Origin of the sequence: Arthrobacter sp. (genome assembly GCF_048266065.1) — a bacterium.
Lineage (GTDB): Bacteria > Actinomycetota > Actinomycetes > Actinomycetales > Micrococcaceae > Arthrobacter_H.
Map to the genome: position 1 here is coordinate 482,241 of NZ_JBLXAH010000002.1, position 15,193 is coordinate 497,433.

Genomic DNA, 15,193 nt, shown 5'->3' on the forward strand with positions numbered 1-15,193 from the left:
CATGACTCATTGGGGGATGTCAATCAGACGTTCGCGACGGCCGGATCGATGTCGCCAAAAGTCCCGCATGGCGTGAAGAATGTTACATAAATTGTATTGAGAAGAGTTTTTATGCCTTTAATGACACCGCATTAGGTAAGGCTACCCTGCATGATCATCGACTTCGAAGGAACCCCATGAACTCTTCGACCCCACGCGCGGCCTCCACCGCCACGCTCCAGCAGCCGGCCGGCGATCCGGCGGCCGACCTGGCCGTCGGCCTCGATTCCCTGTTGTGCGGCGAGACCGCCCATCGCTACGTGGGAGAGTCCAACGCTGCGACGTTGGCGGCCGCCGAGGCCATCGCCACCGCGGCAGGACCCACTACCGGCCCCTCGCCGCACCTGTTGTCCGGAGCCGTCGACGCGGTGGACCTGGAACAGCCCCTGGGCAACACCGAGGCCGCCCTGGCCGAAGCAGCCGAGCTGTATACCCGGGATGCCGTCTACTTCCACCACCCCGGCTACGCCGCCCATTTGAACTGCCCGGTCACCATCCCTGCCGTTGCCGCCGAATCCTTGGTGACGACCCTGAACACGTCGATGGATACCTGGGACCAGAGCGCAGGAGCCACCCTGATCGAACGCCGCCTCATCGACTGGACCGGCGAGCTGGCGGGCCTGGGCGGCTCGGCAGACGGCATTTTCACCTCCGGGGGTACCCAGTCGAATCTCCAGGCCCTGCTGATCGCCCGCAACCGGGCCACCGCCGGGCGCTCCGGCAGCCTGCCCCAACGGCTCGAAGGACTACGGATCTACACCTCGGCAGAGAGCCATTTCAGCGTCTGCCGTGCGGCGGCCACACTCGGCCTCGGCGAGGAGGCGGTGGTATCGGTTCCCGTCGATGCCGACCACCGCATGGACACACGCGAGCTGGCCCGCCTGCTGGCCCACGGCGCGTCAGCGGGCGAGCAGGCCATGGCCATCGTCGCCACCGCCGGCACCACCGACTTCGGCGCGATCGATCCCCTGCGCGATGTCGCCGGGCTGGCACGATCGCACGGGGCATGGTTCCATGTCGACGCCGCCTACGGGTGCGGGCTGCTGGTCTCGCCGCAACACCGCGATCGCCTGTCGGGCATCGAATCGGCCGATTCGGTGACGGTCGACTTCCACAAGTCATTCTTCCAGCCCATCGGATCCAGCGCCTTGCTCCTGCGCGAGGGGGCGGCCTTCGGGCACATCACGCACCATGCCGAATACCTCAACCCCGCCCGCGAGGCCGGCCAGGCCCCCAACCAGGTGGAGAAATCGATGCAGACCACCCGCCGCTTCGACGCCCTCAAACTCTGGATCACCCTGCGCTCCATCGGCGCCGGCCCGCTGGGCGCCATGTTCGACGAAGTCCTCGACCGGGCCCGGTCGGCCGCCGACACAGTGCGCCAGACGCCCCGATTGCTGCTGGCCGCCGAACCGCAGTTGAGCACCGTGGTGTTCCGCTACATCCCACCGCCGGGCCGCCCGCACGCGGAGGAGGACGCCGATCGGCTCAATGACGCCATCCGCGCCCGTTTCTATGCCTCGGGCGAGGCCATGGTGGCCGCCACCACCCTCGACGGGCGGCGCCACTTGAAGCTGACATTGCTCAATCCCCGCACCACCGCGGCCCAGATCGCCTCGATTATCACCGCCGCCCGCGACCATGGCGACCACCTGGCCGCCGCATCCACCCCGATGACCACAGGAGGCCGCCACTGATGCAAACCCCAGCCACCGCCGACCGGATCCTGGATGCCGTCGGCATCGGTGCCGGCCCCTTCAACCTGGGTTTCGCAGCCTTGGCGGACAACGTCCCCGGGCTGGACATCCTGGTCCTGGAGGCCGCGCCGGAACTCGCCTGGCATCCCGGCATGATGCTTGAAGGCACCCACCTGCAGGTCCCGTTCATGGCCGACCTGGTCACCCTCGCGGACCCGGCCAACCGGCATTCATTCCTGAATTTCCTCAAGGAATCCGGTCGGATCTACCCGTTCTACATCCGCGAGGACTTCTACGCGCTGCGCGCCGAATACAACAACTACCTGCGCTGGGCCGCCGAACGGCTCGCCTCGGTCCGCTTCGGCCAACGCGTGGTCGGCGCCTCCTTCGAGGCAGGCGTCTACACCCTGGACGTGGAGCACGACGGCGGCACCTCCCAGGTGCGCACGCGGCGGCTGGTCCTGGGCACCGGGACCACCCCGGAGGTCCCCGCTGCGGCCCGCCACGCCGTGGCCGCCACGGGGGCAGAGGGTGCAGCCGGTACCGCACCGCTCGTGCACAGCTCCGCCTACCGGGGGCACCGCGAGGCGCTGCGTTCCCGCCGCCGCCTCGCCGTCGTCGGCAGCGGCCAAAGTGCTGCCGAGGTCTTCGCCGACCTGCTCGGCGGGCTCGGTGATGACCAGGAGCTGGTGTGGATCACCCGCTCGCCACGGTTCTTCCCGCTGGAGTACACCAAGCTCACCCTGGAAATGACCTCGCCGGAGTACATCGATCATTTCCACTCCCTGCCCCAGGATCGCCGCGACCGGCTCAACGCCACCCAGAAAGCGCTGTTCAAGGGCATCAACGCCGATCTGGTCAACGGGATCCACGAGATGCTCTATCGACGCAGCGTCGAGGGGGCACCCCCGGTGCGGCTGTTGGCCGCGACCTCGCTGGAGTCCCTGGAGCAGGAGGACGGGCACTGGCAGTTGGGGTTGCGCAACCAGGACGACGGCGGACCCCAGGTGATCGAGGTCGACGCAGCGGTCCTGGCCACCGGATACTCCTACCGTGAGCCGGACTTCCTCGCGGGCATCGCCGACCGGTTGCAGCGGCTGCCCGATGGACGCCTGGATGTGGACCGGGACTACTCGGTCGGCGTCTGCGGGGACATCCTGGTCCAGAACGCCGAACTGCACACCCACGGATTCACCGCCCCCGACCTGGGGATGGGTGCCTACCGGAACTCGGTGATCATCAACCGGATCACCGGCGTCGAGCACTACTCCGTCGAACGACGCATCGCCTTCCAGGAATTCGGCACCCCGGCGGACCCGTCAAACCCCTCGCCCACCCCGTCCACCACACCCCTGCAGGAGGCCACCGCATGACCGCCCAGATGCCGAGCGCCCGCACCGGTACCCGCGACACCACGCCGGCCCGGTTCACCTTCCGCCCCGTCGACCCCGCCGCCGACGCAGCGTTGTTGCATCGGTGGATCGCCACCGAACATGCCCGTTTCTGGGGCATGTCCGATGCCACGCTCGACGAGGTCCGCGAGGAGCACCGCACCATCGCGGCGAACCCCCATCACCAGGCGCTGGTCGCCGAGGAAGAAGGCCAACCCGTCTTCCTGCTGGAGACCTACGCCCCCGAACACTCGCAGCTAGCCGGCGCGTATCCCCGGCGCCCGGGCGATGCCGGCCTGCATCTGCTGCTGCCGGCGCCGGCCGACAACGACACCGTCGCCCGCAGCGGCTTCAGCGAAGACGCGTTGCGCGCGTCGTTGCAGCACCTGTTCGCCGACCCTGCCGTGTTGCGCGTCGTCGTCGAACCCGATGCCCGCAACACCGCGGTCCATTCGCTCAATTCCCGGCTGGGTTTCGTTCCATTCCAACGCATCGAATTGCCGGAACTGCCGGGTGCACCGGCCAAGACGGCACTGGTGTCCTGGTGCACCCGGGCTGCCTTCGCGGCGGCCACCGGTTCCCCGTCGACGTCGGCCACCCACCTCTCCCCCGGACGATGGGACGCCGCCCAGCGCCACGTCCTGGCCAAGGCCATCGGCGAGTTCGCCCATGAGCGCCTGCTCCACCCCGAGCCGGCGACCGGCGGATGGGTGTTGCGCGGCCACGGCGTCGAGTACGCGTTTTCGGCCACAGTGCATGCCCTGGAGCATTGGATGGTCGACCCGGCATCGATCGAGGTCCGGACCACCACCCCGGACGGCAGCGGGTCCACAGCGGGCGTTCCCGACGTCCAGGAGTTCGTGGTGCGCTTCCGCACCGAGTTGGGACTGGCCGATGCCCAGCTGCCCCTGTATCTGGAGGAGCTGGGCAGCACGCTGGCCGGGCATTGCTTCAAGCAGCTGCACTCCACGGCGACCGCCACCGAGCTGGCGGTGGGAACCGGTGATCCCGTCGCCGATTTCCAACGCATCGAGGCGTCCATGACCGAGGGGCACCCCTGCTTCGTCGCCAACAACGGACGCGCCGGACTGGGCACCGCCGACTACCTCGATTACGCACCGGAAACCGGTGCGGTGATCGAACTCGAGTGGGTGGCCGCCCACAGCACGCGCACGCATTTCTCGGCCATCAGCGGGTTGGACGTCGATGCCCTGCTGGACACTGAGCTGGATCCGGGTCGGCGTGCCGTCTTCTCCGAACGCCTCGACGAGGCCTGCCTGTCCACCGGATTGGATCCGGAGGACTTCCTGTACCTGCCGGTCCATCCGTGGCAGTGGGAGAAGAAGTTGTCGGTCACCTTCGCCGGTGACATCGCCACCGGGCATCTGGTGCATCTGGGATCCTCCGGGGACCTCTACCAACCGCAACAGTCGATCCGCACGTTCTTCAACCGCAGCGCGCCCCGGCGGCACTACGTGAAGACGGCGTTGTCGGTGGTCAACATGGGATTCATGCGCGGACTCTCGGCCGACTACATGAAGGCAACACCGGCCATCAACGAATGGCTGCAGGAACTCTTCGACGCCGACCCGGAACTGGGACGCAGCCGTGCGCAGCTGATCCGAGAGGTGGCTGCCGTCGGCTACGCCAACCCGCTGTTCCATGCGGCCACCGACCAGCATTCGCCCTACCGCAAGATGCTGGCGGCGCTGTGGCGCGAATCGCCAGTGGAGAAGCTACAGGACGGGGAGTCGCTGGCCACGATGGCTTCCCTGCTGCACGTGGACGCCGAGGGGAAGTCCGTCGCGGCGGCGATGATCCGCACATCGGGCCTGGAGGCCACCGAGTGGCTCGGCCGCTATTTCGACGCCTACCTGGTGCCGCTGGTGCATTGCCTGGCCGCCCACGATCTGGTGTTCATGCCGCATGGGGAGAACGTGATCCTGGTCCTGCGTGACGGCGTTCCGCAGCGGGTGCTGCTGAAGGACCTGGCCGAGGAGGTCGCCGTCCTGGGCGATCGCACTGCCCTGCCCGAAGCCGTCGAGAGGATCCGGGCCCAGGTGCCGGACGCCGAACGCCGGCTGGTGGTCTTCACCGACATCGTGGACTGCTTCCTGCGGTTCCTGGCCCCGCTGCTGGAGCGCGAGGCGTTGGCCACCGAGGCGGATTTCTGGGAGGCGGCGGCCAACAGCCTGCGCGCCTACCGCGCACGGAACCCCGGGACCGCGCAGTCATTCGACGCGCTGGATCTCTTCGGGGACGAGTTCGAGTTGTCCTGCCTGAACCGGCTGCAGCTGCGCAACAACCAGCAGATGCTCGACATTGGCAACCAGTCCGAGGGCCTGCTCTACGCGGGGTCCCTGGCCAACCCGTGGGCCGGCAGGTAGCCGCTGCTCAGGCGAGCTGGCCGATCAGTTCCGCCTCGTGGTCCGCGCTCAATCCCGAGCGCGGGCCATCGGCGCCGGCCACCACCACGGCGCCGTCGGCGGCAATGATGTCGGCAAACGTCTCAGCCAGCGGACGACGCACCAGTCCCCACCGCAGGGCCTTGCGGTCCGAACGACGCGCAAATCCGGCGAAATCGTTCCCCGCCGGCAACACCAGCGGCAGCGAGCACGGCCCCGCCCACGGTTCCACCCCGTCCTGCTGCATGCGGTGCAGTGGATAGGCGATCACCTCACCGGTGTAGCCGGCAGCGCTCTGGGCGCTGGCGATGACATCGCCCAGGGGCATCTCGGCGCCGACGGCGTTCACCGGGCCGTGGCGTCCGTCCAGGCCGGCGCGAAGGATGAAGGCCGCCAGGTCCCGCACGTCGACGATCTGGACGTAACGGGCATCGTCCTCGTCCTGCGGGACCAGCACCGGTTCCCGCCCGTCGGCAAAGCGCAGCGGCCAGTAGGTGGTGCGTCCGCTCGGATCCCCGGGTCCGCCGATCAGGCCCGGCCTGACCAGCAGGGCTGCGTTTCCGCGGGAGGCGACGGTGAGCCATTCGCAGCCGGCCTTCGCGGCCCCGTACTGCTCGTCGGTGTATTCGGCGCTGGAGTCCAGGGCGGCCAGCAGCTGGGCGGCTTCGGCGGCCCCGGGTTTCGAATGCAGGGCGTAGGCCGAGCAGGAGGAAACGTAGACCCAGTGCCCGGCGTGCGGCGAGAGCGCCTCGACGGCTGCCTTGGCATGGGCCGGCTTGCGGGTCAGTTCGACGACCAGATCCCAGCTCGAGGCCGCTGCGAGATCGTAGGCGCCGTCGGTCTCCCGGTCCGCCGTGATGGCCGTGGCCCCGTCCGGAAATCCGCCGGTGGTTCCACGGGCCAGGCAGGTGACCTCGTGCCCCTCCCCCAGGGCCTGCAGCGCGATGGTCCGGCCAAGCCACTGGGTTCCACCGAGGATGAGGATTTTTGCCATGCCAACCAGCCAACTCCCCCGGGCTGGGTTCTGGCAAGTCGCCGGGGGAAAATGTTGGTGCGTGTCCCCCCGTGTCGGTTCGTGGCCGGCGGGACCTCAGCGCCGTGACAAGCGGAACCGCAGTCCGGAGCGGACCTGTGGCCATTCTGCTGCAGTGATCGAATAGACGCAGGTGTCGCGCAATGCCCCGTCCGCCGTGCGGGTGTGGGAGCGCAGGACGCCGTCGAGCTTGGCACCGAGGCGTTCGATGGCGGCGCGGGATTGCTGGTTCATCCAGTGCGTCCTGAATTCGACGGCGGGGCAGCCCAGCGCCTCGAAGGCGTGGGTGAGCAGCAGCAGCTTGGACTCGGGATTGGTTCCCGTCCCCTGGGCCGAGGCGCGGTTCCAGGTGGATCCGATCTCCACCCGCGGCAGTGACGCATCGATGTTCATGTAGGTGGTCATGCCCAGCAGCACCGCGTCGCAGGTGCGCCGGGCGGCGAAGGGAAGCATGCTGCCGGCCCGCTGCAGGGCCAGGCGCCGCTCGATCTCCGCGGCCATCTCCTCGGGGCGCGGGACGGCGGTGTACCAGAGGTTCCAGAGTTCGCCGTCGCGCACCGCATCCACCAGCCCATCGTGGTGGTCGGCGGACAGGGGTTCGAGGGTGACGAGTTCCCCCTGCAGGGTGACCGGTTCGAGCGCTTTCATGGTTCCCAGCCTACGGTCCGGTCAGCAGCGCGCGGACCGCGTCGATCTCGCCCGGCTCCAGGCCCTGCCCGAGCAGGAAGGCCTCGACGTCGACCCCGTCGACGAACTCGGCCAGTGCCGCCTGCCGTCCGGTGAGCGCCGCCTCCAGCTCAGCGGGCGCCAGGTGCCGTTCGTAGGGGTGCTTGACCGGGCTGATCCGGTGCCATTCGTTGATGCCGCGGGCCCCGGCGTCATACTGGGTGGCCACCGCCTCACGGCGCCCGGCCAGGCTCAGCGCCAGGGACACGATCAGCCCGGTGCGGTCCCGCCCTGCGGAGCAATGCACGACGACGGAACCCCGGGCATGTGCCAGGGCGCGGAACACCCCGGCGATGAGTTCTGGAAAATGCTCGAGGTTCGCCGGATAGTAGCGCGGGTCGCTCAGGTAGGGGGTGTCGGCCGAGGCCGCTGCCGCCATGAATCCGGCGTGGGACTGGTCCTCGGTGGGGCAGTGCAGCACGGTGATCCCGGCCAGGGCCCCGGGACCGACTGCGGGGTCGGTGGGGCGGCGGCGTCGCTCGTCGGCGTTGCGCAGGTCCACCACGGTGCGGATGCCGTCGGCATGGGCCTGCCGCCAGCCGCGTTCGGTCAGCCATTCGCTGCGGCCCATCCGGTACAACCGGCCGGCCACGTGGTGGGCGTTGACCGCGCCTTCCCAGTCCACCTCGTTCATCCGACCATCCTGCCACGGGTGCGCGGACGGGTCCCGGAACGGGTCGCCTGCCGGGTCAGGACCAGTCGTAGAAGCCCTTCCCCGACTTGCGGCCCAACTCCCCCGCGGCGACCTTCGCCCGCAGGATCTCCGGCGGCGCAAACCGCTCCCCCAGGTGTTCATGCAAATACTCGGCAATCCCCAACCGCACATCCAACCCCACAATGTCGGTGGTCTTCAACGGACCCGTCGGGTGCTTGTAGCCCAGCACCATCGCGTTGTCGATGTCCTCCGCGGACGCGACACCCTCCTCGAGCATGCGCATCGCCTCCAACGCGATCGCCACCCCCAACCTCGACGAGGCAAACCCCGGGGCGTCATGGACCACCACCGCCGTCTTGCCCAACCCCGCAACCCAGCCACGGGCGGTACCCACCAGTTCGGGGCGGGTCTGTTCGGCGATGACGACCTCGATCAGCGTCGAGGCGGGAACCGGGTTGAAGAAATGCAGCCCCAGGAACGAGCCGGGACGTTGCAGGTGCCCGGCCAGCCCGTTCATCGACAACGAGGAGGTGTTCGACGCCAACACGGCATCCCCGGACAGCTCGGCCTCCACGGCCTGCAGGGAGGAGACCTTCAGGTCCCAGATCTCCGGGACGGCCTCCACCACCAGTTCCCGGTCCCCGAAACGGGAGTAGTCGGTGGACACGGCCAGGCGCGCCAGGTGCTCCTCCGCCGTGCCGGCCAGCCCGCGCTCGATCGACTTGCCGACCGCCGTCGCGACCCGCTCGCGGGCCGCTTCGGCACTGGCCTCGTCGCGTTCGACGACCTGGACGTCGGCGCCGTGGATGAGGAAGGCATGGGCAATGCCGGCGCCCATGCGCCCGCCACCGAGCACCCCCACACGTGAGGGCAGGCCGGTCGTGGTGCTGGTACTGGTCAGGGGGCTCATTTCTTCTTCCCGTCGTTCTTCTTGTCCAGGAACGCCTGCATGCGCTCGAACTTGGCCTCGGATTCAAACAGCATCGACTGCGCCAGGGTGTCGATCACCGGGTGCGCTGCCCGGGGGGTGTGGAAGACCGCCTTGGAAACACGCACCGCCAGCGGGTCCTGGGCGGCGATCGAATCCGCCAAGGTGTTCGCCGCGTCGTCCAGGTCGGCGGGTTCGACGAGTTCGGTGACCAGGCCGATCCGCAGGCATTCCTCCCCGCGCAGGACCTTCCCGGCGAGCAGCAGGTGCTTGGCCATCGGTTCCCCGACGAGTTCCTTCAGCCGCCACGTCGCCCCGGCCGCTGCCATGATGCCCAGGTTGGTCTCCGGGTTGCCCATCCGCAGGGCCTGTGTGCCGATGCGGAAGTCCGCGGCATAGGCCAGTTCCGCCCCGCCGCCGAGCGCGTAGCCGTCCAGGGCGGCGATCACCGGCATCGGCAGGTGCGCGATGCGGTCGAACAAGGTGGAGTTGATCCCGGCCAGTGCATCGTCGCGGCGGCGGGCCCGCAGTTGGGCGATGTCGGCGCCCGAGGCGAAGATCCCCTTCGTTCCCGTCGCCGCGTCGCCGGGGGTGCCGGAGAGGATGAGGATCTTCGGGGTCGTCTCCAGGTAGGTGCAGACGACGTGGAGTTCATCGACCATGACCTGGTCGATCGCGTTGCGGACCTCGGGGCGGTGCAGCCGCACCGACACCCGGTCCGCCGCCTCGGTGACCAGCAACGTGGTGAAGGCCGCGGGATCCAGCCGGGCACCGCCGTCGTGCCCTGGTGTGGGGGCGCCCACGCCTAGACGCCCTCGACGAGCAGGGCCGCGCCCTGGCCGACGCCGACGCACATGGTCGCCAGCCCGAGCTTGGAGCCGGCGGCGGCCTCGCGTTCGAGGCGGCCGAGCAGGGTGATGACGATCCGGGAGCCCGAGGAGCCCAGCGGGTGGCCCAGGGCGATGGCCCCGCCGTCGTTGTTCACGATGCCAGGGTCCAGGCCGAGTTCGCGCATGGAGGCCAGGGACTGCGAGGAGAAGGCCTCGTTCAGTTCCACCGCGGCGAGCTCGTCCACGGTGCGTCCGGTGCGCTCGAGGACCTTGCGGGTCGAGGGCACCGGGCCGATGCCCATGATCTCCTGGGCGACACCGGCGGAGGCACCGTCAAGGATGCGGGCGCGCGGCTTCAGCCCGTACTTCTCGATGGCCGCCTCGGAGGCGACGATGATCGCCGAGGCGCCGTCGTTGAGGGTCGAGGCGTTGCCGGCGGTGACGACGGTTCCGCCCTTGACGACCGGGCGCAGGCCGGAGAGGACCTCCTGGGTGGTACCCGGGCGGGGGCCCTCGTCGGTGTCCACGATGGTGGTGGCGCCCTTGCGGCCGGTGACCGTGACGGGGACGATCTCCTCGGCGAAGCGTCCGGCGGCGATCGCGGCCAGGGCGCGTTCATGCGAGCGCACGGCGAAGGCATCGCAGTCCTCGCGGGAGGTGCCGAAGACCCGGGCGACCTCCTCGGCGGTTTCCGGCATGGAGAACGTGGCCTTGCCCTCGCGGGAGAGTTCGCCGGAGAGGAAGGCGGGGTTCGGGAAGCGCCAGCCGATCGAGGTGTCGTAGGTGGCTCCGGGCTTGGCGAAGGCCTTGGTTGGCTTCTCCATGACCCACGGGGCACGGGACATGGATTCGACGCCACCGGCGACGACGATGTCGGCGGCACCGGCCTTGATCATGTGCGAGGCCATGGTGATGGCCGACATGCCCGAGGCACAGAGGCGGTTGACCGTGATGCCCGGGACGGTGTCGGGGTAGCCGGCGAGCAGCCAGGCCATGCGGGCGACGTTGCGGTTTTCCTCGCCGGCGCCGTTGGCGTTGCCGAAGATGACCTCGTCGACCAGTGCCGGGTCGACGCCGGCCCGTTCGACGGCGGCCTGCACGGTCAACGCTGCCAGGTCATCGGGGCGGACGGAACTCAGGGCCCCGCCGTAGCGGCCGACCGGGGTGCGGGCTCCGCCCACCAGGAATGCTTCGGACATGCACTACTCCTCTTCGGATGACCCGTCATCCAGGCCTCGTTGCCGTCGTTCGGAAGTGCGTCACAGGACACAATTACCGACCAATCGTTCACTAAGTAGATTCCCACCCCGGCAGCCGGTGGTCAACTCCGCCGTGGGGTCATGACGAAATTGACCGTTAGTACACCCGCCGGTAATATAATGTGCTTTGACCGACTCCGGTGCTTTTGCCGGATCGTGGACCGACCCGTTCCGATCACCAGCAGGGCACGGAACGGCGGCCGGTCGACGCAAGCTGAAGAAACTTGGGAGGCATCAGTGCCACCGGAAGACAGCAAGCACAACAGTTTCCCCACGGGCAGCAACCCGTCAGCGGAACCCAACGAATCCATCGACATGACCGACGACATCGGCCCGGATACCTCGACCCCCGAGGGCCGGAGCATGATCCGCAAGGCAACCGCCGCCTCCGCCATGGGCAACATGACCGAGTGGTTCGACTACGGCGTGTACTCGGTGGCGGTCACCTACATCACCCTCCACTTCTTCCCCGGTGAATACGGCCGCATCCTGACCCTGGCCACGCTGGCCCTGTCCTTCGTGGTCCGCCCGCTCGGCGGCCTGGTCTGGGGCCCGCTGGGTGACCGCATGGGGCGCAAGGCGGTGCTGACCATGACCATCCTCATGATGTCGGGCGCCACCTTCCTCATCGGCGTTCTGCCGACCTTCCAGAGCGTCGGCCTGCTCGCGCCGATCCTGCTGGTGCTGCTGCGCATGGTGCAGGGCTTCTCCACCGGCGGGGAGTATGGCGGTGCCGCCACGTTCATGGCCGAATACGCCCCGGACAAGAAGCGCGGCTTCTTCGGGTCCTTCCTCGAATTCGGCACGCTGGGCGGTTTCGCCCTCGGCGCCGCGGTCATGCTGGTCTTCCAGCTGCTGCTCCCCGAGGAAGCGATGAACGCCTGGGGCTGGCGCGTCCCGTTCATGATGGCCCTGCCCATGGGCCTGGTTGGCCTCTACCTGCGGTCCAAGCTGGAGGACACCCCGGTGTTCCAGGAGCTCGAGGAGCGCGGGGAGGTCGAGGAAAGCAACAGCATGAAGGCGCTGATCACGCAGTACTGGCGCCCGATGCTCATCATGTTCGGACTGGTCGCCTGCCTGAACATGGTGAACTACACGCTGCTGAGCTACATGCCCACGTACCTGGAAAGCCAGCTCGGCCTGGATTCGAACCTGTCGCTGATCGTGATCATCGTCGGCGAGGTGGCCATGATGGCGGTCATCCCGCTTGCCGGCCGGCTCTCCGACAAGGTCGGCCGCAAGCCGATGTGGTTGACCTCGGTGGTCGGGTTGTTCATCTTCGCACTGCCGATGTTCTGGCTCATGGGCCAGAACTTCGGGCTGGCCATCGTCGGCTTCGCCGTGCTCGGCCTGCTCTACATCCCGCAGCTGGCGACCATTACGGCCACCTTCCCGGCCATGTTTCCCTCCCAGGTGCGGTTCGCCGGCTTCGCGATCACCTACAACGTGGCCACCGCGTTGCTCGGTGGCACGGCGGCCATGGTCAACGAGGCAGTCATCGAGAGCACCGGGTTCGTGCTCTTCCCCGCGGTCTACATGATGATCGCCGCGGTCTTCGGAGTCATCGCTGTGAAGTTCATGACCGAAACCGCAGGTGCCTCGCTGCGCGGCACCGACATCCCGGATTCCCACGACACCGGGATCCTGGCGGACGAGGTCAGCTAGCGTCCCCAGCTGAACGAACGCGGGCCCGGAACCATCATCGCGATGGTTCCGGGCCCGCGTTGCCAGCCTGAACGGCGACATTGATCGTGTCCAAAAGCAACAAGACGAAAACGCCGTGATCTGGCACACGTACACGGAGCACCCGGAGCCTCATGCGAATCGATTTCACCTGAGGGCATCCGGGTGCCGAAGGCCGCTCGAGGCAGCTTCATTTTCCATTGTGTGAGTAGGAGAACGGTGTCTCCTCGTAGACAAACTATCCACGCCGCAGTAATGCTTCGATGACGAACCATTTCAACGAACCGATCTCAGTATAAGAACTGTGGCTGCTTTTCAAAAAGCTGCTCGTCAAAATTCGATCCCGACCAAGAAAAAATCTCGGGCCAGGTCCCGCTGTTCTCTCCGCTCGCAGACGTCAATTCGTGCAGACACCGCCGGAGGAAACGCTTGGAGGCCTTCGGCGTTGCCTTACCGGCAAAGATCAGGAGTTGGATTTCCCCCAAAAGCCACGCTTGAGCCAAAATTTTCAGTCGTTCTTCCGGGTCCAAGAACGGACAAGACGCAATGGCAAGAATAAAAACTTCTTGAATCGCGTGCCTCTTCACGTTTGAACGGGGAAGATAACTCGGATCAAGGACGACCTCCGAGACCCCTAACGCGAGATCGATCAATCTCGCACGATATTCAGCGTCACACCCATCCCAACTCATGAAGTACTTCATGAGCGAAAGAAGCAGCAGAACCGGTGCTTGATTTCCCTTGGGACTAGGGACACTCTCTAGTCCCTGCTCAATTTGTCTAATGAGTGACTTCGCGAGCCGCGACTTGCTATCGATTTCCACATCGCAAGCTCGAGCAAGCGAGAGGAAATGGCAAATCTCGATTTCGGAATTTCCTACTTCTACCAGGCGTTCAAGTGCCTTCTGCACCGCGTAGTGAACATATTCTCCGGCCCTGAAGAGTAGCGCTGCCCTAGTTCGGTCGTCCACTGACATCCGCTCGGGTGCGCGGATGTACATTCTCAGCACACGTACCACTTTCATCGCCGAAGCGACTGATGGATGTGAGAGATACTGAAAAAGCATGTTATGGATGAAGTCCCACGTATACACCGAAAGTTCCGCGGCCTTGGCCGCAGTCAATGGTTTCTTGCCTCGATTGACGACGAATCTTGCTAGTTCCCGCTCTATGTAGCTCAATGCCGAGCCAACGGTCGCAGACTCATTGTCGGCATCTATCAAAAGGGACTTTAGTTGTACGGCAATATTTCGGCTATCCAGAGCGGGCAGATCCCCCTCGGGCGGTAGGGCTGTAAGAAGAAAGCTCTTCAGGTGAGCCTTCTTGACCGAGATATTGGTCGTAAACGGCGTGGAGTAATCTCGAGTTTTGGCGGGATTCATCGAGTATCGATGCTCTGACAATACGGATTCAACCACCGACGACACGTCCACAATTGTCTGTTCGTCTGATGCGAAAACAAAATAATCGTCTACGTAGCGGAGGATTTCGTACTGACCGCGTTTGATACCATTCCGCTGGATCCGCGCTTCCATTTCCGCCGCCATTTTCTGAAAGACAATTTCAGCGAATATCCGGGAGATTTCTGGTCCAATCAAGATGCCGTGGGTCTCGCCCCAATTTGCCCTCTGCATCGCAGAGTCCAGTTGACGCCCAAGATCTTCTGGATTCTTCTCGCCTAAGTTCTCTTTGCTGAAGAAATCCGTTCCGGTGCTCCAAGCTACGGAGTGCGTGTAGATACTTCTGAAGCAGTTGGCTACGTCCAACCGACGCATGAAGGTCCAATGTGCTTCCAATGCATGCCAGCGATTTGAATCGTAGAACTGCCCTACAAACGCATACTTGTCGTAGACGAAGTACGAATTATATGTATTCAACGCCCGCGCTACGGTCTCCACGGAAACCGCCGGGGCCTTACGAGTTGTCCGCGGCTTGTTTGCCAGGTACTTACCGTGGGTATTTACACGCGCCGGATGCCTAAGCGAGCTTTTGTCCAGCCTTGTAAAGTGAAGCATTGTGTCCTGATGAGAAAAATACAGGTACGCAAAGTCCAATTGAGATCTGATGGAGAGCAAGTCTAGGTCTCGAGTACGCATCCGATCGCGTCGAACCGTAATGGAGGCTGGAGCTCTCCACTTGTCGCTTACCGACGTGATTTGGACAATAGCTGGGTGCGAGCGCGCTGCGCCCGCGTGATTTGAAAGGTCCACTCCCCCCAGCAGCACCATAAAGAGTAGGTCGGTCTGGCGACTGATGCGCACCGTTAAGGTGCGGGGTTTTACCGCGACAGCTATCGATTCTAGATAGTCATAGAGCCAGTGACTCGCCATCTCGAGCGGGAGCTCGTACGGCAGGCACTCCGTTATGAGCGCTCGAAGGGCCGTAAGTTTGCTCTTCTCTAGTTCCATAAGTGTGGATGTTTGCGTTAGGTGGCGGCATTTTGGCGGCGCTATATGTCGTGAGATGGGAGAGTGAACCGAGCTTCCTGGAGGGTTCGGTAACTAGCCCAGCCTGGAAGCAGTTTTTCGGAAGTTACCGAGTGGGCAG

Annotated in this window: 11 protein-coding genes; 4 read left to right on the forward strand and 7 right to left on the reverse strand. The window is 65.8% G+C overall.

Annotated features, from left to right (window positions below; translation table 11 throughout):
* The first annotated feature begins 176 nt into the window (after nt 1-176).
* The 3 genes from ACN0TP_RS05380 to ACN0TP_RS05390 are packed head-to-tail and all read left to right on the forward strand — an operon-like array spanning nt 177 to nt 5,514.
* On the forward strand, nt 177-1,736 hold the full coding sequence (locus tag ACN0TP_RS05380) for a pyridoxal phosphate-dependent decarboxylase family protein (protein WP_417217454.1): 1,560 nt from the start codon (nt 177-179) through the stop codon (nt 1,734-1,736).
* Nucleotides 1,736-3,109 (forward strand): lysine N(6)-hydroxylase/L-ornithine N(5)-oxygenase family protein, encoded by a 1,374-nt coding sequence (locus ACN0TP_RS05385; protein ID WP_417217455.1) that lies wholly within the window; start codon nt 1,736-1,738, stop codon nt 3,107-3,109. Before ACN0TP_RS05380 ends, ACN0TP_RS05385 begins: the two co-directional genes overlap by 1 nt.
* Nucleotides 3,106-5,514 carry a GNAT family N-acetyltransferase gene (locus tag ACN0TP_RS05390; protein ID WP_417217457.1) on the forward strand — a complete coding sequence of 803 codons (2,409 nt, stop codon included), beginning with the start codon at nt 3,106-3,108 and terminating at the stop codon, nt 5,512-5,514. Before ACN0TP_RS05385 ends, ACN0TP_RS05390 begins: the two co-directional genes overlap by 4 nt.
* A gap of 7 nt (nt 5,515-5,521) precedes the next feature.
* Here the strand turns inward: ACN0TP_RS05390 and ACN0TP_RS05395 are convergent, their stop codons facing one another.
* The 6 genes from ACN0TP_RS05395 to ACN0TP_RS05420 all read right to left on the reverse strand — a co-directional run bounded on the left by ACN0TP_RS05395 (nt 5,522) and on the right by ACN0TP_RS05420 (nt 10,903).
* On the reverse strand, nt 5,522-6,526 hold the full coding sequence (locus tag ACN0TP_RS05395) for an NAD-dependent epimerase/dehydratase family protein (protein ID WP_417217459.1): 1,005 nt from the start codon (nt 6,524-6,526) through the stop codon (nt 5,522-5,524).
* 96 nt (nt 6,527-6,622) lie between these two features.
* Entirely contained in the window at nt 6,623-7,213 is a 591-nt protein-coding gene (locus ACN0TP_RS05400) for a GNAT family N-acetyltransferase (RefSeq protein WP_417217461.1), read from the reverse strand.
* Between the two features lie 10 nt (nt 7,214-7,223).
* Nucleotides 7,224-7,925 (reverse strand): tyrosine-protein phosphatase, encoded by a 702-nt coding sequence (locus ACN0TP_RS05405; RefSeq protein WP_417217463.1) that lies wholly within the window; start codon nt 7,923-7,925, stop codon nt 7,224-7,226.
* 55 nt (nt 7,926-7,980) lie between these two features.
* Nucleotides 7,981-8,856 (reverse strand): 3-hydroxyacyl-CoA dehydrogenase family protein, encoded by an 876-nt coding sequence (locus tag ACN0TP_RS05410; protein ID WP_417217465.1) that lies wholly within the window; start codon nt 8,854-8,856, stop codon nt 7,981-7,983.
* Nucleotides 8,853-9,677, reverse strand: a complete 825-nt coding sequence (locus tag ACN0TP_RS05415) for an enoyl-CoA hydratase/isomerase family protein (RefSeq protein WP_417217467.1) — start codon at nt 9,675-9,677, stop codon at nt 8,853-8,855. Before ACN0TP_RS05415 ends, ACN0TP_RS05410 begins: the two co-directional genes overlap by 4 nt.
* 2 nt (nt 9,678-9,679) lie before the next feature.
* A complete protein-coding gene (locus ACN0TP_RS05420; protein WP_417217469.1) occupies nt 9,680-10,903 on the reverse strand; it encodes an acetyl-CoA C-acyltransferase in 1,224 nt (407 codons plus the stop codon).
* A gap of 375 nt (nt 10,904-11,278) precedes the next feature.
* Here ACN0TP_RS05420 and ACN0TP_RS05425 point away from each other — a divergent pair, with 375 nt between their 5' ends.
* The gene (locus ACN0TP_RS05425; protein WP_417217514.1) at nt 11,279-12,628 is read left to right on the forward strand and encodes an MFS transporter; all 1,350 of its coding nucleotides are present in this window, start codon (nt 11,279-11,281) and stop codon (nt 12,626-12,628) included.
* A gap of 308 nt (nt 12,629-12,936) precedes the next feature.
* Here the strand turns inward: ACN0TP_RS05425 and ACN0TP_RS05430 are convergent, their stop codons facing one another.
* Nucleotides 12,937-14,544 carry an RNA-directed DNA polymerase gene (locus ACN0TP_RS05430; RefSeq protein WP_417217470.1) on the reverse strand — a complete coding sequence of 536 codons (1,608 nt, stop codon included), beginning with the start codon at nt 14,542-14,544 and terminating at the stop codon, nt 12,937-12,939.
* Nucleotides 14,545-15,193 lie beyond the last annotated feature (649 nt).